A 25,039-nucleotide genomic window follows, 5' to 3' on the forward strand; every position below is an offset into this window, starting at 1 on the left:
AGCCATCCCCTGGCTGGAAGTTCCCATGCTGCATTCCCACCTCACCACCCTCAACGCTGTTTCGCTGGTGCTCAACACCTTCAAAGGCTTGCCCCATGAAGCACTGCTGGCCGGCAGCGGTATCTGTGCGGCGGACTTGAGCCGGGCTGACACGCGCATCACCACCAATCAGGAAATGCGCGTGTGCGCCAATGCCGTGGCCCTGCGCCGCGATGTCGGCCTGGAGCTGGGCGCACAAATGCACGTGTCGGCCTACGGCATGCTCGGTTACGCCCTGCTCACCAGTGCCACCTTTGGTGACGCATTGCGCTTGGCCCTGCGCTATCCGGCGCTGCTGGGAACCCTGTTCGAGCTGAGCCTTGAAGAAGACGGTGAGCGCATCTGGTTCACCGCCGGCGACTACCGGGAAACCCCCAGCCTGGAAATGTTCAACGTCGAGTTGTGCCTGGCATCGCTCAAAGTGATCTGTGACGACCTGCTCGGCCAGCCTCTGCCCTTACTGGCTGCGCGCTTTGAACATGACGCACCCGACTACCGCGAGCGCTACGCCGAACGTTTCCCCTGCACGCTGCAATTTCAGGCTACCGCCAATGCCTTTGCCTTCGACAAACACTGGTTGAACCAGCCTCTGCCGCTGGCCGACGCCATCACCCACCAGGCCATGGCCGAGCGTTGCCGCAAACAAAACCTGGAGTTCACCGGCCGCCAGGCCTGGCTCGGCCGGATTCGCCAACTGCTCACCGCACAGCTCAATGCCGCGCCCGGCCTTGAGGGTTTGGCCGAGCAGATGAACTGTTCGGCGCGCACCCTGCGCCGGCACCTGCATGACCTGGGCTGCAGCTACCAGGAGCTGCTGGACGAGCTGCGTTTCGAGCGCGCCAAGCAACTGCTGGCCGAGGACCAGTGGCCGATCTACCGGATTGCCGAGGCACTGGGCTTCAGCGAAACGGCAAGTTTCAGGCATGCCTTTGTGCGTTGGAGTGGCGTGGCGCCGAGCCAATTTCGAGCGTGATGCTCCATCAAGGGGCGAATTTCGGACAGACAATTTGGCCATATCCATCCCCTTTTGGCCGCTCCTGCCGTTCTCTTAAAGCACGCCCGCCGCAAGACTGGATCCACCGATACAGCCTGCGGAGAACAACAAATGTTGACGATCTACTCGGACGATCACCACCTGCACCATGGCCGCTGTGAATTGATGGACGGGCAACTGATGCCCTGCTTTGAAATGCCCTCGCGCGCCGACCACGTGTTGCAACGGGTCAAAGACCGCGAACTGGGCCCGGTACACGCGCCGCAGGATTTCGGCCTGGCACCGCTGCAGCGTATCCACAGCCACGACTACCTCGACTTCTTCCAAGGCGCCTGGCAGCGCTGGACCGAATTCGGCCAGGAGGGCGACTTGCTGCCCTACACCTGGCCCGCGCGCACGCTGCGCCGGGTGATCCCCACAAGCCTGCATGGCCAGTTGGGCTATTACAGTTTCGACGGCGGCGCGCCGATTACCGCCGGCACCTGGCAAGCGGCCTACAGCGCGGCGCAAGTGGCCCTCACGGCGCAACGAGCAATCCAGAGCGGCGCCCACAGTGCATTCGCCCTGTGCCGCCCACCTGGGCATCATGCTGCGGGCGACTTGATGGGCGGTTATTGCTACCTCAACAACGCCGCCATTGCCGCCCAGGCCTTCCTCGACCAGGGCCACAAACGCGTCGCGATCCTGGATGTGGATTACCACCACGGCAACGGCACCCAGTCGATTTTTTACGCCCGCAGCGACGTGTTGTTCACCTCGATTCATGGCCACCCGGAAGCGGAGTTTCCGTTTTTCCTCGGCTATGCCGACGAGCTGGGCGAAGGTGACGGCGAAGGCTTCAACTTCAACTACCCACTGCCGGCCGGTTCCGGTTGGGCAGCCTGGAGTGCCGCACTGGAAGAAGCCTGCGCGGAAATCGAGCGCTACGGCGCCGACATCATCGTTGTGTCCCTGGGCGTGGACACGTTCAAGGACGACCCTATCTCGCAGTTCAAGCTCGACAGCCCGGACTACCTGGCCATGGGCGCGCGCATTGCCCGGTTGGGCAAGCCCACGCTGTTTGTGATGGAAGGCGGCTACGCCGTGGAAGAAATCGGCATCAACGCCGTCAACGTTCTCGAAGGTTTTGAAGGAGCCGCCCAATGAACATGCTCAAGTCGCTTGTCCTCTGCGCCGCCGTCATCGGTGGTGCAGCCCACGCCGAAGAGAAAACCCTCAAGGTCTACAACTGGTTCGACTACATCACGCCCAAGGCGCTGGAAGACTTCAAGGCGCAGAACCCCACGATCAAATTGGTCTACGACATCTTCGACACCAATGAAGCGCTGGAAGCCAAGCTGCTTACGGGCAATTCCGGCTATGACGTGGTGGTGCCGTCCAACGTGTTCCTGGCCAAGCAGATCGAAGCCGGGGTGTTCCAGCCGCTGGACCGCAGCAAGCTGCCAAACTGGAACCATCTCGATCCCAAGCTGATGAAGTTGATCGAAGCCAATGACCCCGGCAATAAATTCGCCGTGCCTTACATGTACGGCACCATCCTCATTGGCTTCAACCCAGCCAAGGTCAAGGCCGCCCTGGGCGACAATGCACCGATAGACAGTTGGGATTTGATTTTCAAGGAAGAGAACATCAGCAAACTCAAGCAGTGCGGAGTCGCGCTACTGGATTCGCCTTCGGAGATACTGCCTTTGGCGTTGCAGCACCTGGGCCTGGACCCCAACAGCAGCAACCCCAAGGACTACGACAAAGCCGAAGCGCTGCTGATGAAGATCCGCCCGTACATCACCTACTTTCATTCGTCCAAATACATGGCCGACATCGCCAACGGCGATATCTGCGTGGCCGTGGGCTATTCCGGCAGCTTCTCCCAGGCCGCCAACCGTGCCAAAGAGGCCAAAAACGGCGTGACCGTGGACATGCGCCTGCCCAAGGAAGGCGCGCCGATCTGGTTCGACATGCTCGCCATTCCCAAAGGCGCGAAAAACCCGGACGACGCCTACACCTTCATCAACTACCTGCTGCAACCCAATGTGATTGCGCCGGTCAGCGACTTTGTCGGCTACCCCAACCCCAACAAAGACGCTACCGAACTGGTTGATCCGGCCATTCGCCACAACCCCAACCTGTACCCGACCGAAGCCGCCATGAATACGCTCTACACCCTCAAGCCACTGGGGCGTGACGCGGAACGAGCCAGGACGCGGGCATGGACCAAGATCAAATCGGGCACCTGAGGAACAGAGCGCGCCCTTCAGGGGCGCTGAGGGTCCCGCGATAAACCTTCTGCCATGACTGGCGGCCCAGGCGACACTGGGCCGCCAGTTTTAAATGAGCTGCCGAGGGCTCGTCAGGGTTATCAGCGTTGGGTAATGACCGTGCGCAAACCCTAGCGGCGTGTGGGATCGATCCCAAGCCTGAACCTCGTATTGCTGCAGGTAACCAGGCGTTCCATCGAGGGCTTGCGCTACACGGCCGTTGAGCCGCAATACGCAGATCTATTTATCTACCCTCTTCCCCGCTGCGCCACTCGCTACCTTGCCCATCCGAAAGCCCGTCCGGGCCAGAGAATGCCAAGGAGCTGCACATGCCCAACGACACGTCCAACGACAATCATAGCCCTCCAAGCACCTATGAACTGCTGACCCAATTGACCACTGGGCCCACCACTCGAGAGGTCGCAGCCAACACACTGCGCCTGGCACTCAAAGAACAGTACCCGACGCTGAATATCGACCCAGACCTGGCCATCGTGGTCACCCCTCGGTGGCGTGTCGTCGACGGCATCGTCGAGCCGGCGCCCGCCCATACCGAATCACTGACTTCAGTGCTGGCGCATCAAGCGCTGTCCAACGAACGGGTGGCCTACATTGATGGCGAACATTTCCTCACCCAGCAGCCCCACGCTGCCGTACCTATCCACCTTGCGGTGAAGATCGACGCCATAGGCAGGCTGATCAATGAACTGTCCGAGTTGCTGTTTACCGCTTTCCAGGAGCAACAGCTGGACTTCTGGAACACCTCCAACGGCGGTGGCGGGCCACGTTGGCGGACCTTTTCCAACACACTGAAAAAAGTCTGGAACATCACCGAGCAGCAAGGCTTGGGTGAACATGAATGCGCCATGGCCCGCACCGTTTTTCATGAACCCGACCGGGCCAAGCGGTCTGTAAAAGACCCTTACAAGAGCCATGCCTACCTGGTGGATGTCGACATTCTGAAGGACGACCTGTCCACCCACGTCAGTTTCCTGGATATCACGGTATTGGTGGGTGAGCATGAGAACCGCCAAATAATCCTGACGTACTCGTTGGTAACCGGGTATGAGGTGTTTGAGTCACTGGAACAGTTCGGCGCTACTTTGCCGGCCCGGTTGAGTACTCCTGAGCGCGACAGCACCTTGCATTGGCGCCTGTATGAGCCCGATGGCAACTTCTTCGACACCTTGGCCTGCACGCTGATCGAGCTGCAAATCTACGCCATCGGCAGTTACGGAAAATTCGCCAGCAATGAGCCAATAGAAGAGCAGGCGAGCCTCCACACCGCCGCCCGTATCATGCCCAGCATCGAAGATTTGAGCGACCATCAACTGTCGAACATCCGGGACATTCATCAGCAACTCCCCAATTGGCTGGCCGCAGCGTCGGACGCGGACGCTGCCGCTTACAGCCGCCACATGATCAACCTGGCCCAACTGCACACCCATTACCACGGAGAAACCTTTCAAGACGGCATTGCCCCTATTCGTGAATACGCTCGGGCACAGTTGCAAAGCCGTTTCCTGGCCCGTAAAAACGGTGCGAGCCTGAACCTGGACAACATCGTGATTGTTATCGAGAGCCCGGTACTCTGGGGTACGCTTCTCGTACCGGGCGCGAAAGACACCACCCGGCGCAGCCTGATCGACCTGGCCCTGGATAACCTCACCGGCCTGCCCACCGGCGTCACGACCGTACGCTACAACGGCAACGGCAGTGACGTGCCTGCATGGTTGACCTACAGCTACCTGAAAGGCGTGATCGAGGACATTGATATTGGCGAACACTACCCGGCGCTGATCAAGCAAAAATTGCTCGACGACACCGCACAATCCAACCATCGGCAGCAGCTCTATACCAGCCACCTGCGCATACAACTGCCGCTACTGGCCCTACAAATGAAAATCCGCCAACAGGGCGGGATCGATGAACTCGGCTACCGCTACATCGGCGCGGCGATGCAAGCCGATGAGCATGACCGTAGCGTAGACGGGCAGCTTATAGTCATCCGCCCACTGGCCTTCGTGCCCACCTTGCGTCCCGGCCATCAGCAAGACGTGGTCGCCAACATGTACGTGATCGGCCCAAGGGCACCTGACGCCGGCCCCTGCCTACTTTATCGGCCCTTGCTTGAACCGGCCCTGCTGCAATATCCGTCGCGGCAAAACCTGCTGTATGCCATCAAGCACAACCGCGCATTGCGCGAGTCGGTGCTGGCCTGGCTGCCTGAAGCGGAGAGTTTCAACTACGCACAGTACGTTTTCCCGGATACCTGGCCCTCGCCGTGGTCGGCGGTGCGGGTGCTGATCGAGCCGGCCACTGTGCTGTACATGAGCGGGCCCGTGACCCTGACCAATGAAGAAGTGGGCAATGACGCCCTGGCAACGCTATTCAAGGCCAATGCCACTGCCATGGTCGAGTTGGCAAAGCGCCAGTCGGTGTCTAACGTGCAGAAACGTTGGGCGACTTTTCGGCACGCTGGCTGGCAAATATTCAACGCCGCCCTGCCGTTCATGGGGCGCACCCTCGGAATCGCCGCCTGGATCTGGCAAATCATGGACGACCTGCAGACTGCCGAGGAGGCAGCGAATACGCGTGACAGCCAGGTGTCCTGGACGGCGTTGGTGGATATATTCCTCAACGTGGGCATGGCCCTGGCCCTGCATGTTGCGGTGCGCCATTCTCAACCCAGAGAGGGCGTCGATGCCATCAAACTCAAGGTTGGAACCGAGACAACCCCGAGCGAAACCGCGGAAAAGCCTTCAATGCCCGCGCAAAAATACATCGCGGTGCAACACGAAAAATTCCCCGACGCCCAACTGCCCGCCGAGCATCAAAGCGTCTTGCACATCAGTGGAGCCCTGGCTCGTGATCGCTCGAGCCTGGCCACGACACTCGACAGCTTTAAAGTGACCAGGCCCGCCAATCTGGGTGAGCAAAATAAAACCCCCGGCACCTACCTGCACCTCTATCCGCTGGCAGACAAATGGTATGCGCCAGTGGGTGCGCGGTGGTTCGAAGTGAAGGCGGATGCCAACGACTACGTCATTATCATCGACCCGAAGACGCCATCACGTACCGGCCCAGTGCTGATCGGCAACCTGGCGGGGCAGTGGTTTGTCGATACCCGGCTACGACTACGCGGCGCCGGCCTGCGCAATCGCCGGCGGGCGGTCAAGGTCGATCAGCTTAAGCGTATCCCCAAGCTTGAAGAGCAGCTCAATGCGTTCAACTCGGATTCCCAGAGTAAACAATTGGCCGTTTTGGAAAGCCGGCCGGCACTGGATGCAACACCCGGCCCCTCCACCGATCTGAAGCGCTCGCAATTCATTAGCAAAGTCGACACGCGACTGGAGGAGTACGAAGAAGCCATCAGCAACCTTATGTCTCTGAACACCATCAACAGCGTGCCCGACTACCAGCGCAACATGAGCGGCTACCTGGAAAAGCAGGTGCTGCTCACCCATTTCGCCATTGAGCAACAAAGCCTGATGTATCGCGCAAGCTTGGAAGCCGTGAGTCCAGTGCTCGACGCCATCACGGGCATTGACCATCAAAACCAGACGCGAGGCGCACAAAGCCTATCCACCCTGAACCTGCAAATGATCAAACGCCTGGAATACATAAACGCCCATTTGCGCAAGCTCAGAGACCTGGGAGGGCATGGCGCACAGATCGCCCGGGACACCCTGGCGCGACTGCCGAGCTTTACCCTCCTGGAACTCAAATCCCTTGAGATCACCTTGGCCCGCTATTTATGCATCACAGAGCAAGAAAGCCCGGCACCGGCCATCGTACGCGAGCGTCTGGACCAAATCGTCGATGCCGCCGAACTCAGCGCTGAAAGTTTTAGAGAGATTCTGGGCCAGGGCATCGGCACTACCGTGGATGAACGTATCGATATCCTGAACAGCCTGGTCGACCAATTTACCAGCATCGACCAACGCCTCTTGGACCTGCACGCCGACCACCCGGAGCACTTGCTCAAAACCCCGCTGGAAAGCCTCCTGCGTCAAGTCAGTGAGTTCAAGCAACGGGCCGTTCAGGACCTGGCGCAACTGTTGCGGGACAACAAACCCCAGGAACCCAAGCCCGGCAGTTCAAAGGCCCCGCCCGCGCCACGACGCAAAATCATCAAGACACGCTACAACGGCGTCGTGATGGGTGAGCCCCGCCAGTCCGACGCTAGCTTGGTCGATATCAAGGCTGCCATGACCGGTAAAGTGATCGCCACCTTCCATGAAAAGACTCCCGGCGTGTGGGTCAAACGGCAAAAACCTGTGGCAAGCCCACCCGCACCTGCACGTGTCGACTTGTCGACCAGCATCAACGCCGGGCAAACGCTGTTGGATGGCAACCCAGCTGAGATCCTTAAATACCAAGGGTACTCAAAGAAACCCTGGTATGAGCCTCAGGATATTCAAGATTTGTTCAACAACTACGCAAAAGACCTGGAGGACGCATCCAACACCATCGAAGAAGCGTTGACCCAGCTCAACCTCACAGAAAGCGATCACCTTTCCGCCGCAACGACCAAGCGCAAACTCGCCGAGGCGGCAAAGCGCTGCTACCAGCAAGGCCGGGAAACCTATATCGACATGCTCAAGCGCCAACCGCCAGTCGCCGCACGGGTGGAGTGGTTGCATGGCCAAGGGCTGATAAAGATCGCCAAGTCTCGCAGCCGCGTGCGCCTCAAAGCACCAAACGACTTTCTGGACGAGTACGAGATTCGCGATAACAAAACCGGCGCGGTACTCTGGTACGCGCATTTTCACTACAGCTCTGCCACCGCCCCCCGTCCAGGGTTTTTCAAGGGCCACCTCAAAACCCGCGAACAACAACGGCTAGGCGGCGCCCATCAGCGTACAGGGCCCAATGACTGGGATGTGATCGACATTCATCGCCGAGGGATCAGCGAACGCTTGGCCCAGGCGCTGTTCTTCAGCGTCTGATCGCCCCGGCCAAACCTTGATACCCGCCGTTCATGTTGATGGCCGCCATACCTGGCGCAAACGCGCCAGCGCCAGGTCAATGTCCGCTTCCGGTACGGCGGCAAACCCCATCACCAAACCGGCGCGCTGGTCCGGTGATGGGCCAGTATCTGCCAGCCAATAGCCGCTCAAGCCGTTGACCTCGACGCCCACCCCATGGGCTTGGGTAAGCAACTCATTCTCGCGGGCCAAACTGTCCACGCGCACCGTCAAATGGAGCCCGGCGGTAACGCTCGGCAAGTCGCCAACCCCGGGCAAGCCGGTAGGCCAGCCGGCCAACAAAGCGTTACGCCGGCTCAGTGCGGCGCGGCGCATACGGCGGATATGCCGCTGGAAATGCCCAGCCGCCATGAATTCGGCCATCACCGCCTGGGTACTGACTTCGGAATGACGCATGTCGACGGCACGGCGCCGCGTGAAGGCGTCCACCAGCCCCGGTGGCAATACCAGATAGCCCAGGCGCAACGCCGGGAACGCCACCTTGCCGAAGGTGCCGACATACAGCACGCGGCCGCTGCGATCCAATGCTGCCAAGGGCGATAACGGCGCGCCGCTGTAGCGGTACTCGCCGTCGTAATCATCTTCAATCACCCAACCGCCCGTGCGCTCGGCCCACGCCAGCAATTCCAGGCGCCGCGCCAGGCTCATCACCACGCCCAGCGGGTACTGATGGGAAGGCGTGACATAGGCCACACGGCAGCCATCCAGCGTGTTGAGTACCTGGCAAACCATGCCCTCGGTGTCTACCGGCACACCTTGCAATCGACCGCCGGCCAAGGCGAACGCATGGCCGGCTGCGCGGTATCCGGGGTTTTCCACAGCCACGCCGTCCCCAGGCTCCACCAGCAACTGTGCACAAAGGCTAATCGCTTGCTGTGCGCCACTGGTGATCACAATTTGTTCAGCCGTGCATTGCATCCCACGTGAACTGCGCAAATAGGCCGCGATCAAGCCGCGCAGGCGATCGTCACCTGCCGGGTCGCCATAACACAGCAGCGCAAGGTTCGGCTTGCGCCAGAACGCCCCATTCAGCTTGGCCCATATCTCAAACGGGAACAGATCAAAGGCTGGCACACCCACGCGAAATGCCCGAGGCGGTCCTGCTGGAGGATGAGCCAGGTGGTTGTTTTTTATCCGCACCAGACCCGCACTGTGGATAACTTCGTCGTCCAGATCTTCCGGAAAATCCGCCCATTTTGTGGATAAGGCTGGGGATAAGCCTGTTGAAAACCCTGTGGATAGTTTTGTGGATAGTTTTTTTGCCGTGGGCAGTTGGGCCACGTAAGTGCCATCACCCACACGACTCTCGATAAACCCCTCCGCATACAGCTGATCGTAGGCGCGCACCACACTGTTGCGCGAGATCGACAGCGCCGCGGCCAAATCCCGCGTGGCAGGTAGTCGCGTGCCACTCACCAGCCGCCCGTCCAGCACCCGTTGGCGCAGGGCTTCATACAGTTGGCGCGTGAGGCCTTGGCGGCGATCCAGCTCGATACCGGCGGGGTTGAAGGACAGCGGCGGTGAGACAGGCGACATATTGGACCTATGAAATTGGTGCCAGATGGCTCTTACAACGAACCATTAGCCTGCCTAGGATGCAGGCATTCGCCAAGGAAAATCTCTATGTACACACCGCGCGCCTTTGCCCTCGATGATTTGCCTGAACTGCAGCAACTGATCCAGCACACCCGCCTGGCGCAGTTGGTGACCTTTGGAGAGCAAGGCCTGCAGGCCAGCCACCTGCCGCTGCTGCTAAACCCCGATGAAGGCCCCAACGGCACGCTGTACGGGCACTTGGCCAAGGCCAACCCGCAATGGCGCGACCTGCAAAATGGCAGCGAAGCCATGGTGATCTTCGCCGGCGCCGAGGCCTACATCAGCCCGGCGTTCTACCCGGCCAAGGCTGAGCACGGCAAAGTGGTGCCGACCTGGAATTACATCGCCGTGCATGCCTACGGCACAGCCGACGTATTTAACGACGCCGAGCGTTTGCTTGCGGTGGTCACGGCACTCACCGATCGCCATGAAGGCAACCGTGCCCAACCGTGGAAGGTCAGCGACGCGCCGGCCGACTACATTGACGGCATGCTCAAAGCCATTGTCGGCTTCGCCCTGCCCATCGAGCGCCTGATCGGCAAACGCAAACTCAGCCAGAACCGTAGCCAGGCCGATATCAACGGTGTACGCGAAGGCTTGGCGGCCAGCATTGACGTGCGCGACCAGACCCTCGCGCGCTTTATTCCCCAAGGAGCTTCAGAATGAGCCAGATCGACATCCGCCCGGTCACCGCCGCCGACCACGCTGCCTGGTTGCCGCTGTGGCAAGCGTACCTGACGTTCTACAACACGGAGTTGCCGGACGCCGTCAGCCAAAGCACCTGGCAGCGCCTGATCGATGCCAACGAGCCAACCCATTCAGCGTTAGCCTGGCAGGACGGCAAGGCAGTGGGTATGGTCAACTTCATCTATCACCGCTCCAACTGGAGCATCGAAAACTCCTGCTACCTGCAGGATTTGCTGGTGGACCCGGCCCAACGTGGCACCGGCGTGGGCCGCCAGTTGATCGAATTCGTCTACGCCACCGCCAAGGCCGATGGTTGCTGCAAGGTTCACTGGTTGACCCACGAAACCAACGCCACCGCGATCCAGTTGTACGAACGCATCGCCGAACGCCCTGGCTTCATTCAATTTCGCAAAGGTCTTTAAGGAGCGCAGCATGCCTATCTCACCCGCCGACTGGAAAGGCGTCCCGGCGCCCACCGTTCAACTGCTCGAAGGGCGCTTTATACGCCTGGAAAAACTCGACCCGGCGCGGCATGCCGACGGCCTGTTCCGCGCCCTCGAAGGCCCCGGTGCCGACCCGAAACTCTGGGATTATTTGCCCTACGGCCCGTTCCCCGAGCGCGGCGCCTTTGATGCCTGGCTGAATAATCACGCAACCAATAGCGACCCGTATTTCTTCAGCGTGATCGACCGCGCCACCGGCGACGTGCAAGGCATCCTCAGCCTGATGTCCATCGTCCCGGCCCAGGGCCGCATCGAAATCGGTCACGTCACCTTCGGCGCACCGATGCAACGCTCGCCGAAAAGCACCGAGGCGGTGTACCTGCTGGCCAAGCACGCGTTCGAACAGGGCTATCGCCGCCTGGAATGGAAGTGCAACAACGGCAACGCCCGCTCCAAATATGCCGCCGAGCGCTTGGGCTTCAGCTTTGAAGGCGTGTTCCGCCAGCACATGGTGGTCAAAGGGCAGAACCGTGATACGGCGTGGTATTCGATCCTGGATTCGGAATGGCCAACGGTGGGCGCAGGCTTTGAAGCGTGGTTGTCAGAAGCCAACCAGCGCGGCGATGGCCAAGTGAAAACACTGGCCGAGTGCCGCACCTGAATCTCAGGTACCACACAAAATAAATGTGGGAGCGGGCTTGCCCGCGATTGCAGTGGTTCAGCAACATAAAGGTTGCCTGACACTGCGCCATCGCGGGCAAGCCCGCTCCCACATTGGCTCTTCAGCGATGCTCACTGTGTGCTTAGCCCCGTCACCGCTCTGACACATTCCTGCAATCCCCCTCCGCTATACAGGTCGCCTCGTTTTCCATAACAAGGTCGTCCGCCATGCCACTGTCGCCCCATCGCCTCGCTCTCGCCATTGCCGTATTGGCCAGCGGCCTCGCAGAAGCTGCGCCCGCCCCTACCAAAAACCTGCAGATCGACACCCCCACCACCACCGGGCAAACCCTGGGTGGCAGTGATTCGTTGAAGGTTTCGGCGCCGGGCAGCATCACCACCTCCGGGGTGGCGGTCGGTCTCAAGGATGGCACCAGCGGCGTAGGCGTGGTGGTGGATAACGCGGGCAAGATCCTGTCCACAGGCGGCCGGGCCATCGACGTCACGGGGGACGCCAACACCACGCGCAACTACAGCATTTATAACCGCACGGGCGGTGTGATCCAGGGCAGCAACGACGCCTTGCGCATCAACAGCAACTTCGCCAATGGCAGCGTGTTGATTGATAACAGTGGCACCCTGCGTTCCGCCTCCGGCCGGGGTTTGAACCTGGATGCACTGCGCAGCGCCAACGTCACCACCACGATCATCAACCGCGCCGGTGGTTTGATTCGTGGCGATGCCAACGACGGCATGAAGACCGGTGCCAACGCCAGCATCACCAACTACGGCGAGATTTCCAGCGGCGACACCCATAACCGTGATGAGAAATTCGACGGCGTGGACATCGACTCCGCCACCGGCGTGACCGTGACCAACTACGGGCTGATTTCCGGTGGCCGTCACGGCATCACCACTGACCTGGGCGCCACGCTGACCAACTACGGCACGGTGATCGGCCGCAACGGATCGGGCTTTGGCTCCGATGGCGACGGCACAGTGATCAACCACGGCACCATCACCGGCGCGTTCTCCGGGCTGCAACCGGATGGCGACGGCGATGGCGTGGACATCGACAAGGTCGCCCACATCGAAAACTACGGGGTCATCCAGGGCGTCGGCGCGGGCGGTGTCGACAAGAACGGCTTTGCCAACGGCAGTGAAGGCATCGCCCTGGGCGGCGGCTATGTGTACAACGCCAAGGGTGCGCTGGTCAGCGGCGCCAACAATGCGGTGCTGGTGGACGATGGCAGCGACGGCCCAGGCGTGGCCGCGACCACCCTGGAGAACCACGGCGTTATTCAAGGCCTGGATGGTTTTGGGGTGAAGTTCGTCGGCAACTTTGCCGACACGGTGATCAACGCCGGCACGATCAGCGGCAGCAACGGCCTGGCCCTCGACCTGGGCGGCGGCGACGACAAGCTGGTGCTGCTCGGTGGCAGCCGCTTTGTCGGCCTGGTGGACGGCGGTACTGGTTACGACCGTGTGATCATGGATGACCCGGCGGGCGGCAGTTTCGGCAACAGTCGTAATTTCGAGTGGCTGGACGTCAAACAAGGCATTTGGACGCTCACCAGCAATGGCGACTTCAGCGATGGCGGTGAGATTTTCAGCGGAGCCAAGCTGATCAACCAAGGCAGTATTGCCGGTAACGTGACGGTCGACGCCGGCGGTACTTATGCCGGAGGCGGTTCGGTGGGCGGCCTGGTGGTCAACGGCACCTTGCAGACCAATACGGCCCTGGGCACCGCGACCATCACCCGCGACTTGAAGATGGGCGGCGGTTCGACCCTGGCCTACGGCGTGAACGCCGATGGCAGCAGTGCGCCGATCAAAGTCGGTGGTACGGCGTATCTCAATCGCGCGACCCTGGCGGTCAACCCCGGCGAAGGTACGTACCCCTGGCAAAGCCACTACACCGTATTGCAAGCAGGCAGCATCAACGGCACTTTTGGCAACGTCACCAGCGACTACGCTTTCTTGACCCCGACCCTGGATTACAGCCCCACCCAGGTTGGCCTGACGTACAGCCGCAATGACATCGCCTTCAACCAGTTCGCCACGACCCGCAACGGCGCCAACGCGGCCAACAGCCTGGCGGGCCTGGGCAAGAACAGCCCGTTGTATAACGCCTTGCTCAACACCACCAATGCCACGGCAGGTGGGGCGATTGAGCAACTGGCAGGCAGCAGCACCGCCAACCTCACCAGCGCCACCCTGGGCGCCAGCGCCCAAGTGGGCAACAGCATGCTGGCCGCCATGCATCAAATGGGCGGTGGTGCCGGACTGCTGGTTGGGCTGGATCAAAAAGACACACCCGCGCTCGCCGCCACCAGCGTGCCCAGCGATGCACGCAACCTCAACGACCCGAACGCACGCGGCCGCCTGTGGCTGCAAGGGATCGGCAGCTACGGCAAACTCGACGGCGAGCACGGCAGTAACGGGTTGACCCAACGCACCAAGGGCACGTTGCTGGGCGCCGATTGGGCGCTCGACAGTGACTGGCGCGTAGGCGTGCTGGGCGGCTATTCGAAGACCGACCTGGAGACTACTGGCGTCGACGGCAGCGTCGACAGTTGGCACGCCGGCCTCTATGCCTTGCGCCAAAACGGCCCATTGGCGCTGCGCCTGGGCGCTGCGTACAGCGGGCATCAGGGCGACAGCAAACGCACGGTGGCCTTCAACGGTTTCAGCGACCGCCCCAAGGGCGACTATGACGCCAACAGCCAGCAGGCCTTCGCCGAACTCGGCTACGCCATGGGCAGCGGGCGCCTGAGTGCCGAGCCGTTCGCCAACCTTGGCTACCAGCGCTACCAGCGTGACAGCTACAGCGAAAAAGGCGGGGCCGCCGCGCTGCATGTGGACGGCCAGACCCAGGACAATTTCAGCAGCACCTTCGGCCTGCGCCTGGCGCACCTTAGCCAATTGGACAATGGCATCAGCCTCACGCCGCGCGTCAGCGCCGGCTGGAAACATACCTACGGGGAAGTCGACAGCAACACGCGCCAGGCTTTCGTGGCCGGCGGTACGGCGTTCAATGTTGAGGGCAGCGCGCTGGACCGCGACAGCCTGTTGCTGGAAGCGGGCCTGGACGTGGGCTTGTCGGCTCGCCACAGCCTGGGCCTTGGCTATACCGGCGAGCTGGGCAGCAACAGCCGCAATCACGCGCTGACGGGCCAATGGCAAATGCGATTTTAATCGCACCGCAGTAGAGACAACTCACTCAAATCAGGGGTCGATAGCCTGACAGTTATCGCCCCGCCATCTCGCTAAATTCCTGGCCTCATTCATCAGAGGTCACGACTTCATGCCCTTTTCCGCCCTGAACCTTGCCCGCGCTATCGCCGTGGCCGTTGGCGTAGCCAGTTCGTCCTTTGCTTTGGCAGGCGACCCTTTCAAGTTCGAACTCAACGCTGCCAATGACCCTTGGCCCTACGAGCCTGCGCCCGAGACCGAACCCCTCGACAGCTACTTCAACCAGGCGACGACTCATAACGGCCAACAACTGGCTGCGGTGCTTAAACCTGCTGTGCAAGGTGCATTGCAAGCCGACGACCTGACCTGGGAAGCAATCGAAGGCCTGCAAAAAGCCGGTGACACACTGTCCCAACAACCGGGCGGCCTGAGTGCGGCGTTCGAGCAGCTGGCAGGCAGCCAGAATGCCAACTTGGCTGGCGCGACCCAAAACGCCACCGCGCACATCAGCAACTCATTGCTCTCCACCCTGCGCACGCTGCCCAACGATGACGAAGGCAACATTTGGATTCAAGGCCTTGGCAACGGCGGCAAGCTCGATAAACAAGGCGGCAGCGACGGGCTCAAACAGGGCACCAAAGGCTTGATGCTGGGCGCCGATTGGGCCGTGGGTGAGGCCTGGCGAGTCGGCGTAATGGGCGCCAAGTCCACCAGCGAGCTTCAGGCTCAACGTTTCAAAGGCGAACTCGACAGCTTGCACCTGGGCGGCTATGCCGTGCGCCAGGACGGCCCGTTGGCCCTGCGCCTGGGGGCGATCTACAGCGATCACGCGGGCAAGAACAAACGTGACGTCAACCTGCTCGGTTACAAGGAGCAACTCCAGGGCAAATACGACGCTCAAAGCCAAACGGTGTTTTCCGAGCTGGGCTACCAATTGGGCAGTGCCGACGTTCACGTAGAACCCTTCGCAGGCCTGGGCTATCAGCGCTACCACCGTGAAAGCTTCAAAGAAGCCGGTGGTTTGACCGCGCTGAACGTTGGATCACAGACCCAGCAAAACCTGAGCAGCACCTTTGGCTTGCGACTGGCCACGGTGTACCGGTTCGACAATCGGATGAGCCTCACACCCCACCTGAGCACCCACTGGAAGCACCTCTACGGTGAAGTCGACAGCCAAGTGCGCCAATCCTCGCGCGCCGCACAGGGGAACATCGACAGCTTCACCATCACCGGCACCTCGCTGGACCGCAATAGCCTCGACATGCAAGCCGGCCTGGACCTCGCCCTGTCCACCGAACACAGTGTCGGCATGACCTACAGCGCCCAAGCCGGTACCCATAGCCGCAGCCAGGGCCTGACAGGCGAGTGGAAGATGAGTTTTTAACCGCGCAGACCGGTAAATTTCAGGCAAAAAAAAGGGGGGCACCTGCCCCCCCGAGGATTAAGCGGTAGTGTCGAAGGCGGTATCAGCCTTCGATTTCAATCAGGATTTCGCCAGGGTTGACCCGGTCGCCCTTGGCCACGTGAACGGCGGTTACCTTGCCGGCAATCGCTGCCTGCACTTCGGTTTCCATCTTCATGGCTTCGGTAATCAGCACGGCCTGGCCCGCTTTGACCACGTCGCCTTCCTTGACCAATACGTCGACGATGTTGCCCGGCATCGCCGTGCTGACATGGCCCGGCTCGGTTGCATGCTTGCGCTTGCTGCCGCCGCTGCTGACAAACTCATTGAGCGGTTCGAACACCACTTCTTCGGGCATGCCGTCGATGGACAGGTAGAAGTGCCGCTTGCCTTCGGCTTTCACGCCGACACCGGTGATGTCCACGCGGTAGCTTTCGCCGTGTACGTCGATGACGAACTCGGTCGGCACGCCTTCACCACCGGCACGCGCCACGCCGCCGGCTTCAGGGATCGGCAACAGCACTTCAGGCGCCAGGGTGCCGGCGTCGCGCTCTTCGAGGAACTTGCGCCCGATGTCCGGGAACATGGCGTAGGTCAGCACGTCTTCTTCGGACTTGGCCAATGCGCCGATTTCACCGCGCAACTTGGTCATCTCCGGCTTCAGCAGGTCGGCCGGGCGATGGTCGATCACCTCTTCGCTGCCAATGGCCTGGCGACGCAGCTTCTCGTTCACGGTGCCAGGCGCTTTGCCGTAGCCGCCTTGCAGGTAGAGCTTTACTTCGTTGGTGATGGTTTTGTAGCGCTCGCCGGCCAGCACGTTGAAGAACGCCTGGGTGCCGACGATCTGCGAGGTCGGCGTGACCAGTGGCGGGAAGCCTAGGTCTTCACGCACACGCGGGATTTCGGCCAGCACTTCGCCCATGCGGTTGAGTGCGCCCTGCTCTTTCAACTGGTTGGCCAGGTTGGAAATCATCCCGCCCGGCACCTGGTTGACTTGCACGCGGGTGTCGACGGCAGTGAATTCGCTTTCGAACTGGTGGTACTTCTTACGCACGGCGTAGAAGTACAGGCCAATTTCCTGTAGCAGTTCCAGGCTCAGGCCAGTGTCGAATTCGCTGCCTTTAAGGGCGGCGACCATCGACTCGGTGCCCGGGTGGCTGGTGCCCCAGGCGAAGCTGGAAATGGCAGTGTCGATATGGTCGGCACCGTTTTCGATCGCCTTGAGTTGGCACATCGCTGCCAGGCCAGCCGTGTCATGCGAGTGGATGAAGATCGGCAGGCTTTGCTCGGCTTTCAGCGCCTTGACCAGTTCGCCGGTGGCATACGGAGTCAGCAGGCCAGCCATGTCCTTGATCGCCACCGAGTCGCAGCCCATGGCTTCCATTTGCTTGGCCTGGGCCACAAACGCCTCGATGGTATGCACCGGGCTGGTGGTGTAGGCAATGGTGCCCTGGGCGTGTTTGCCGGCGGCTTTGACCGCTTCGATGGCCACGCGCAGGTTACGCACGTCGTTCATGGCGTCGAAAATGCGGAACACGTCGATGCCATTCACAGCAGCCTTGGCGACGAAGGCTTTGACCACGTCGTCGCTGTAGTGGCGGTAGCCCAGCAGGTTCTGGCCACGCAGCAGCATTTGCAGGCGTGTGTTAGGCAACGCGGCGCGCAGTTTGCGCAGGCGCTCCCACGGGTCTTCTTTCAAAAAGCGCACGCAAGCGTCGAAGGTCGCGCCACCCCAGACTTCCAGGGACCAGTAGCCAACTTTGTCGAGCTTGTCGCAGATCGGCAGCATATCGTCGGTGCGCATGCGGGTCGCCAGCAACGATTGGTGTGCGTCGCGCAGGATGGTGTCGGTGACAAAAATCTTTTTGCTCATTGTTATATTCCTCACAGGCCTGCGTGGGCGGCGATGGCGGCGGCAATGGCCAGGGCCAGCTCTTCGGGTTTGCGCTTGATCGAGTAGTTGGTCAGCTCAGGGTGGCTTTCCACGAAACTGGTGTTGAACTGGCCGCTGCGGAATTCCGGGTTGCGCAGGATTTCCTGGTAGTAGGCGGCGGTGGTCTTCACGCCTTGCAGGCGCATGTCGTCCAGGGCACGCAGGCCGCGGTCCATGGCTTCTTCCCAAGTCAACGCCCACACCACCAGTTTCAGGCACATGGAATCGTAGAACGGCGGGATGGTGTAGCCGGTGTAGATCGCCGTGTCGGTGCGCACGCCGGGACCGCCGGGCGCGTAGTAACGGGTGATCTTGCCGAAACTTGGCAGGAAGTTGTTCTTGGGGTCTTCGGCGTTGATGCGGAACTGCAACGCGAAACCACGGTGCTGAATGTCTTCCTGTTTCACCGACAGCGGCAGGCCCGAGGCGATGCGGATCTGTTCACGCACAATATCGATGCCGGTGATTTCTTCGGTGATAGTGTGTTCCACCTGCACCCGTGTGTTCATTTCCATGAAGTACACCTCGCCCTCGGCGAGCAGGAACTCCACGGTGCCGGCGTTCTCGTAACCCACGGCCTTGGCCGCGCGCACCGACAGGTCACCGATGTAGGCGCGCTGTTCAGGCGTCAACTGCGGGCTTGGGGCGATTTCAATGAGCTTCTGGTTGCGACGCTGGATCGAGCAATCCCGCTCGAACAGATGCACCACGTTGCCAAAGCTGTCACCGAGGATCTGCGCCTCGATGTGTTTGGGATTGACGATGCATTTTTCCAGGAACACTTCCGCCGAACCGAAGGCCTTGGTGGCTTCGGAGATCACGCGTGGGAAGGCTTGTTCAAGTTCTTCACGACTGTTGCAGCGACGGATGCCGCGACCGCCACCACCGGAGGTGGCCTTGAGCATCACCGGGTAACCAATGCGGTCGCCTTCGGTGAGGGCTTCGGCGATGTCGGCGACATTGCCTTCGGTGCCCGGCGTAACCGGCACGCCGGCCTTGATCATGCTGCGGCGCGCTTCGGTCTTGTCGCCCATGCGGCGGATCACTTCGGCGGACGGGCCAATGAACTTGATCCCGCGTTCGGCGCAGATATCCGCCAGTTCAGCGTTTTCCGAGAGGAAACCATAACCTGGGTGCAAGGCGTCACAACCGGTTTCCACGGCCAGGTTCACCAGCTTGCGCGGGTTCAGGTAACCGGCCAGCGGCTCGGCACCAATGCTGTGGGCTTCGTCAGCACGTTTAACGTGCAACGCGTGGCGGTCGGCGTCCGAGTAAACCGCGACCGAGCGAATGCCCATCTCGGCGCAGGCACGCACGATTCGTACGGCAATTTCACCACGGTTGGCGATCAGGATCTTTTTTATCACTTGGAAATTCCCTTGAGCCGATTGCTGCGTTCTACGACCCGTTGGATCCGGGTCGGCGCGTGACCAAATGTTTCATGACAGTCGCGAGACACACACTAGGCGCAACGGAGGATTAACAAAAATCAATAATTATTGGGTTGTGTATAAGTAAAGACTTATAGTTGGCCGGACGGCCTTGGGCGAGAGGATTTAAATAATGCGTAAGTCATTGATGCGTATGACATTGCGTCAACTTCAGATCTTCAATGAAGTGTGTGATTTACGCTCCTACAGCCGCGCAGCCGAGGAAATGTCTCTCACGCAACCGGCCGTCAGCCTGCAAATTCGCCAGCTTGAAGAGCTGATCGGCCAGCCGCTGTTCGATTACGTCGGCAAAAAGCTCTACATGACTGAAGCGGCAGAAGCCTTGCAGCGGGCCAGCCGGGATATTTTCGGGCGCCTGGAAAACCTCGATATGCAGCTGTCGGACATGCAGGGCTCGCTGCAAGGCCAGCTGAAGCTGGCGATCGAATCCAGCGCCAAGTACTTCGTGCCGCACCTGTTCGCGGCCTTTAAACGTCAACACCCGGAGGTGCAGTTGCACCTTACGGTGGTCAACCGCGCCCAAGTGATTCGCAGGCTGTCGGACAACCGCGACGACCTGGTGATCATGTCCATGGTGCCCCAAGACATGGGCCTGGAATTCCTGCCATTCCTTAACAACCCGATTGTCGCCGTGGCGCCGCTCGACCACCCGCTGAGCCTGCAAGGGCCACTGCGCCTTCAAGACCTGGAACCCTACACGCTGCTCATCCGCGAACCAGGTTCCGGCACGCGACTGGCCTGCGAGGAGTACTTCAAGGAAAAACGCGTGCACTTCACCCAGACGGTGGAAGTGGCCTCGGCCGAGGCGCAGCGCGAGTGCGTCAGCGCAGGGTTGGGCGTGGCGTTGCTGACGCGCCACGCAGTCAACCTGGAGCTGGCCACCGGCGGGCTCAAGGAGCTGCCGGTGGAAGAACTGCCGCTGTACCGCAGTTGGTGCCTGGTGCAAGCCAAAGCCAAACGCCTGTCACCGGTGGCCCATGCGTTCCTGGGCTTTATCCGCAGCGAACGCGTACAGATCAGCGCGCTGGCTGAGCGTTTCGCTGGGCAGCCGCGGGTGCCTGCCAGTGGAGTTCCGGGTAGTCACTGATGCTCTGGAGCAGTTGGCGCTCCTCGCAGCGGTCTTCGATTGCACGACGGAACGCCATGCGGCGCTGGTCTTCTTGCTGACGACGGGTTTTGACGGTGCTGCTGTCTTCGTAGTGCCGGGCCATTTCGAGTCTCCCAATGCGAGTACGGGGAGTACAGAATGGGCGCAAGGGATGACGGTTTGGCGGCGCGAGGGTTACAGGACGATGAATCTTCTGAAATAAGCGCAAAACCAAGGTGGGAGCTGGCTTGCCTGCGATAGCGGTGGGTCAGCCGACATATCCGGCGACTGATACACAGCCATCGCAGGCAAGCCAGCTCCCACATTTGACCGAGGACGACCTCGAATCAGTCGTCGAGGGCTTTGACGGACTTGGGTGACAACCGCAGGCTGCGCAAGCTGCGCTTCACGCTCTTGAGGTGGTTGACCAGGCTCGGCCCGCGCGCCATGGCCACGCCCATCGCCAACACGTCGATCACCACCAGATGCGCAATACGCGAGGTCAGCGGCGTGTAGATCTCGGTGTCTTCGTGCACGTCGATCGCCAGGTTGACCGTCGACAGCTCCGCCAACGGCGTCTGGCTCGGGCACAGGGTGATCAACGAAGCGCCGCTTTCACGCACCAGGTTGGCGGTGATCAGCAGGTCTTTGGAGCGCCCCGACTGGGAAATGCAGATGGCCACGTCGGTCGGCTTCAAGGTCACCGCCGACATCGCCTGCATGTGCGGGTCGCTGTAGGCCGCTGCGGTAAGCAGCAGGCGGAAGAATTTGTGCTGGGCATCGGCCGCTACCGCGCCGGACGCACCGAAACCATAGAACTCCACGCGCTGGGCCTGGGACATGGCGGTCACGGCCTTTTGCAACTCCACCGGGTCGAGCTTCTCGCGCACTTCCATCAGCGTGTGCAAGGTGGTGTCGAAGATTTTCAGGCTGTAGTCGGCGACGGAGTCGTCTTCATGGATAGCAAACTGCCCGAAGCTCGCACCGGCCGCCAGGCTTTGCGCCAGCTTGAGTTTCAAATCCTGGAACCCGGAACAACCGATGGCACGGCAAAAGCGCACGATGGTCGGCTCACTGATGCCCACGCTGTGGGCCAGGTCGGCCATGGAACTGTGCATCACGGCCGCAGGGTCAAGCAGCACGTGATCGGCAACCTTGAGTTCCGATTTGCGTAACAGGTGGCGCGACTGGGCGATATGTTGCAACAGGTTCAAAGGGCAGGACTCTTGTTATTGGCAGACGCCAGGGATGTAGCAAGCTTGTAGTTATACTACAAGAATTACCGTTTTGCCCGCCCGATGCATCACTAAATTGCCCTGATGCCCTTTGAATCAGCGGGCAGCCACCTTGTAGCCACAGGGGCGGCGTGGCGGTCTTTAAGGAAAGTCTGCATTTTTTCGTAATAAATCTGCCAACCCTTCAGCGGCCATCGGCCGACTGATCAAGTAACCCTGTACTTCATCGCAGCGTTCGCCGCGCAGGAAATCCAGCTGCTGCTGGTCTTCCACACCTTCGGCCACCACCTTGAGCGCCAGCCCGTGGGCCATGGCGATGATTGCGCGAGTGATGGCCGCATCTTCCCGGCCCTGACCAAGCCCGCGGATAAACGTCTGGTCGATCTTCACGTAATCCACCGGGATGCGCTTGAGGTAGCTCAGGGATGAATACCCGGTGCCGAAGTCATCAATGGCCAGTTTCACGCCCAGATCGCGCAGTTGCTGGAAGGTCGCGATGATGTGCTCAACGCTGTCGAGCAGTTGGCTTTCGGTCAGCTCCAACTCCAGGTATTGCGGGTCCAGGCCGGTTTCTTCGAGCACTTGGCGCACCAGGCTGACCAACTTGCCCTGGCGCAGCTGATGCACGGAAAGGTTCACCGACACCCGGATCGGCGCCAGCCCCTGGCGCTGCCATTCGCACGCCTGCCAGCACGCCTGGCGCAGCACGAATTCGCCCAGCGGTACGATCAGGCCGGTCTCTTCGGCCAAGCCGATAAAGTCCCCCGGCGGCACCATGCCCCACTGCGGATGCTCCCAACGCACCAACGCCTCGGCGGCGTTCAGTTTGCCCGTGGCCAGGCACAGTTTCGGTTGATAGAACACCGTGAGTTGGCGCTCGTCGATGGCCTTGCGCAGATGGTTTTCCAGCTGCAAACGCTCCAGCGTGCTGGCTTGCAGGCTGTCGGTGTAGAACTGGAAATTATTGCCGCCCAAATGTTTGGCGTGCTGCATGGCCATGTTCGATTGGCTGACCAGCGCAGAAATTTCCCGCGCATTATCCGGCAGCAAGCTGACACCCATGGAGGCGCTGACCACCAGCTCATGCCCCTCCACCGTCACCGGCACCCGCAATTTGGCGAGCAGCCGCGTGGCCACCCGTGCCAGGCTCGACAGGCTGCCGTAGGCATCGAACAGCACCGCAAACTCATCACCGGACAGGCGTGCGATGGTGTCAGCTTCGGGCAAGGCATTGATCAGACGGCGGGCCATTTTCTGCAACAGTTGGTCGGCAACTTCATGGCCGAGGCTGTCGTTGAGCAGCTTGAAGCGGTCCAGGTTGATATGCAGCAGTGCCAGGCTGCGCCCGCCTTGGCGCACCCGCGCATGCGCCTCACGCAGGCGTTCGCGAAACAGCGAACGGTTGGCCAGGCCGGTCAGCTCGTCATAGTGAGTGAGGTAGCGCATGCGCTCCTCGGATTCACGCCGCGCGGATAGATCGGCGAAGAAGCCCACAATATGGCTGACTTTTCCCCGAGCATCGCGCACCACATTCAATTGCAGCCATTGCGGGTACAGCTCGCCGTTCTTGCGCGTTTCGACCAACTCGCCCTGCCAGGTGCCATGGCTGAGCAGTGCCTGGCGGATCACCGGGAAGTGCCGGCGGGCGTCGCGACTGCTGGGCAGTTCGACAACATTGCGGCCGATCATGTCGTCGATTTCAAAGCCGGTGACGCGGCTGAAGGCCTGGTTGACGGCGATCAGCACGTACTCAGGGTCCAGAATCACGATGCCTTCGCTGGCCGCTTCGAACACCGTCGAGGCCAGGCGTTGCTGTTCCTCCAGGGCCTTGTCGGCGCTGATGTCACGGCGGGTGCCGAGCATGCGCGTGACGCGACCGCTGGGCGTGCGCTCCACGGCACGACCACGGTCTTCGATCCACACCCAATGGCCGTCACCATGGCGCACGCGGTATTCCACCTGGTAATCCTCGCTGCGCCCTTTGAGGTGCTCCACCAGCGCACGCTTGAGCAGCGGCAAGTCTTCGGGGTGCAGGCGTGGCTTGAGGTGGCTGAGCATCGCCGTGACGTACTCGGGCTCCAGGCCAAACAACTCTTTGAGCTGGGTGTGATGCACCTCGTCGGTTTGCAGGTTCCAGTCCCATAGGCCCAACTCACTGGCCTGCAGGGCCATGGCCAGGCGCGCTTCACTTTTATTCAGGGCCAGGCTGGCGGCGTCCAGTTCCTGGCTGCGTTGCGTCACGCGGTCTTGCAGGCCGATTTGGGCGTCGCGTAATTCCTGTTCGACCTGGCGACGTTGGCCGACTTCGCGCACCAGTTCCTGATTCAATTGCTCGCTGCGTTGCTGCGCCTGCTGAAGATGCTCGATCAGCGCCTGGTTCTGAAAGCGCCGCAACAAACCGCGCTGGATCAGGCGGTTGACCTGCCAGGCCACCAGGCTCAACGAGGCCAGCAGGATCAGGCCAAGCACGCCCCAACCTTGTTGCTGCGCAGTGCCGTTCCAGAACAGATAGACAATCGCCGGCACCAGACACGGCACGGCAAAGGACAGGAACGCCGGCAAACTCACGGCATAGGCCACGCTGGCCGACAGCGTTGCGGCGCCGATCAGCCCGAACACCCAGGCCTGCTGCATAAAGCTGTCCGCCGGCACCAGGGCGATGGCGGCGGTGGCCAGGGTCAGGCCACTGACCGCCGAGCCGAGCATGAACATGCGCCGCCAGATCGGTAGGGCTTGGCGGCTGGGCATCGCCGAATCGAACGCCGCCACCTGGATCACGCGCAGGGCCACCAGGGCGAGCAGCCAGACCAGCCAGATGCTGTCCAACAGGTATTGCTTGGGGTTCCACAGCAACCAGGCGCAGACCAGGCCGTTGACCAGCATCAATAAGGTCGGCAGCAAGGAGCCTTGATACAACAGGCGAGTGCGTTCGACCGCCATCTCGGTTGCGTAATATTTACGGATGACCTGCGCGGGCGCCACCGAGGGGCCAAACAGGTCGGGACTGAGAGTCATAGGCAGTGTTCTTATAATGGTGAGCCCGAAACGTGGACGGAGCATACACAAGCAAG

General features: G+C 60.9%; 16 protein-coding genes. 10 read left to right on the plus strand and 6 right to left on the minus strand.

All coding sequences use genetic code 11. The features are described from left to right. Positions 1 to 25 precede the first annotated feature (25 nt). The 4 genes from P5706_RS32455 to P5706_RS32470 all read left to right on the plus strand — a co-directional run bounded on the left by P5706_RS32455 (position 26) and on the right by P5706_RS32470 (position 8,240). Positions 26 to 1,012: an AraC family transcriptional regulator gene (locus P5706_RS32455; protein WP_200431060.1), complete on the plus strand. Its 987-nt coding sequence runs from the start codon at positions 26 to 28 to the stop codon at positions 1,010 to 1,012. Positions 1,013 to 1,144: 132 nt separating this feature from the next. Continuing rightward, on the plus strand, positions 1,145 to 2,179 hold the full coding sequence (locus P5706_RS32460) for a histone deacetylase family protein (protein WP_285684542.1): 1,035 nt from the start codon (positions 1,145 to 1,147) through the stop codon (positions 2,177 to 2,179). Then, on the plus strand, positions 2,176 to 3,267 hold the full coding sequence (locus P5706_RS32465; protein WP_285684544.1) for a polyamine ABC transporter substrate-binding protein: 1,092 nt from the start codon (positions 2,176 to 2,178) through the stop codon (positions 3,265 to 3,267). Before P5706_RS32460 ends, P5706_RS32465 begins: the two co-directional genes overlap by 4 nt. A gap of 350 nt (positions 3,268 to 3,617) precedes the next feature. After that, entirely contained in the window at positions 3,618 to 8,240 is a 4,623-nt protein-coding gene (locus P5706_RS32470) for a dermonecrotic toxin domain-containing protein (RefSeq protein ID WP_285684548.1), read from the plus strand. Positions 8,241 to 8,270: 30 nt separating this feature from the next. On the opposite strand, the gene pdxR is transcribed toward P5706_RS32470, so the two are convergent. Then, positions 8,271 to 9,815 carry a MocR-like pyridoxine biosynthesis transcription factor PdxR gene (gene pdxR, locus P5706_RS32475; RefSeq protein ID WP_285684551.1) on the minus strand — a complete coding sequence of 515 codons (1,545 nt, stop codon included), beginning with the start codon at positions 9,813 to 9,815 and terminating at the stop codon, positions 8,271 to 8,273. An 87-nt stretch (positions 9,816 to 9,902) separates the two neighbouring features. Between pdxR and P5706_RS32480 the strand changes: the two genes are divergently transcribed. The 5 genes from P5706_RS32480 (at position 9,903) to P5706_RS32500 (ending at position 16,244) form a co-directional block, all read left to right on the plus strand. Then, a complete protein-coding gene (locus P5706_RS32480) occupies positions 9,903 to 10,541 on the plus strand; it encodes an FMN-binding negative transcriptional regulator (protein WP_285684553.1) in 639 nt (212 codons plus the stop codon). Beyond that, a complete protein-coding gene (locus P5706_RS32485; protein WP_285684557.1) occupies positions 10,538 to 10,984 on the plus strand; it encodes a GNAT family N-acetyltransferase in 447 nt (148 codons plus the stop codon). Before P5706_RS32480 ends, P5706_RS32485 begins: the two co-directional genes overlap by 4 nt. 10 nt (positions 10,985 to 10,994) lie before the next feature. Beyond that, positions 10,995 to 11,666, plus strand: a complete 672-nt coding sequence (locus P5706_RS32490; RefSeq protein ID WP_285684559.1) for a GNAT family N-acetyltransferase — start codon at positions 10,995 to 10,997, stop codon at positions 11,664 to 11,666. Between the two features lie 227 nt (positions 11,667 to 11,893). Further along, a complete protein-coding gene (locus P5706_RS32495) occupies positions 11,894 to 14,863 on the plus strand; it encodes an autotransporter outer membrane beta-barrel domain-containing protein (protein WP_285684561.1) in 2,970 nt (989 codons plus the stop codon). A gap of 109 nt (positions 14,864 to 14,972) precedes the next feature. Continuing rightward, on the plus strand, positions 14,973 to 16,244 hold the full coding sequence (locus P5706_RS32500; RefSeq protein ID WP_285684563.1) for an autotransporter outer membrane beta-barrel domain-containing protein: 1,272 nt from the start codon (positions 14,973 to 14,975) through the stop codon (positions 16,242 to 16,244). 82 nt (positions 16,245 to 16,326) lie between these two features. Here P5706_RS32500 and oadA read toward each other — a convergent pair whose 3' ends face one another. Beyond that, positions 16,327 to 18,135: a sodium-extruding oxaloacetate decarboxylase subunit alpha gene (gene oadA / locus P5706_RS32505; protein ID WP_285684566.1), complete on the minus strand. Its 1,809-nt coding sequence runs from the start codon at positions 18,133 to 18,135 to the stop codon at positions 16,327 to 16,329. An 11-nt stretch (positions 18,136 to 18,146) separates the two neighbouring features. Continuing rightward, entirely contained in the window at positions 18,147 to 19,562 is a 1,416-nt protein-coding gene (locus P5706_RS32510) for an acetyl-CoA carboxylase biotin carboxylase subunit (RefSeq protein ID WP_003213442.1), read from the minus strand. 196 nt (positions 19,563 to 19,758) lie between these two features. Between P5706_RS32510 and P5706_RS32515 the strand changes: the two genes are divergently transcribed. Beyond that, positions 19,759 to 20,733: a LysR family transcriptional regulator gene (locus tag P5706_RS32515; RefSeq protein ID WP_200431049.1), complete on the plus strand. Its 975-nt coding sequence runs from the start codon at positions 19,759 to 19,761 to the stop codon at positions 20,731 to 20,733. Here the strand turns inward: P5706_RS32515 and P5706_RS32520 are convergent. The 3 genes from P5706_RS32520 to P5706_RS32530 all read right to left on the minus strand — a co-directional run bounded on the left by P5706_RS32520 (position 20,663) and on the right by P5706_RS32530 (position 24,983). Further along, positions 20,663 to 20,857 carry a PA3496 family putative envelope integrity protein gene (locus P5706_RS32520; RefSeq protein WP_017135775.1) on the minus strand — a complete coding sequence of 65 codons (195 nt, stop codon included), beginning with the start codon at positions 20,855 to 20,857 and terminating at the stop codon, positions 20,663 to 20,665. The two genes, P5706_RS32515 and P5706_RS32520, sit on opposite strands and share 71 nt — an antisense overlap. Positions 20,858 to 21,080: 223 nt before the next feature. After that, positions 21,081 to 21,947 carry a transcriptional regulator HexR gene (gene hexR, locus P5706_RS32525; RefSeq protein WP_003177007.1) on the minus strand — a complete coding sequence of 289 codons (867 nt, stop codon included), beginning with the start codon at positions 21,945 to 21,947 and terminating at the stop codon, positions 21,081 to 21,083. A 162-nt stretch (positions 21,948 to 22,109) separates the two neighbouring features. Continuing rightward, on the minus strand, positions 22,110 to 24,983 hold the full coding sequence (locus P5706_RS32530) for a putative bifunctional diguanylate cyclase/phosphodiesterase (RefSeq protein WP_285684571.1): 2,874 nt from the start codon (positions 24,981 to 24,983) through the stop codon (positions 22,110 to 22,112). Between the last annotated feature and the right edge of the window lie 56 nt (positions 24,984 to 25,039).

This window comes from Pseudomonas sp. ChxA (assembly GCF_030263855.1).
Classification (GTDB): Bacteria; Pseudomonadota; Gammaproteobacteria; order Pseudomonadales; family Pseudomonadaceae; genus Aquipseudomonas; species Aquipseudomonas fluorescens_CB.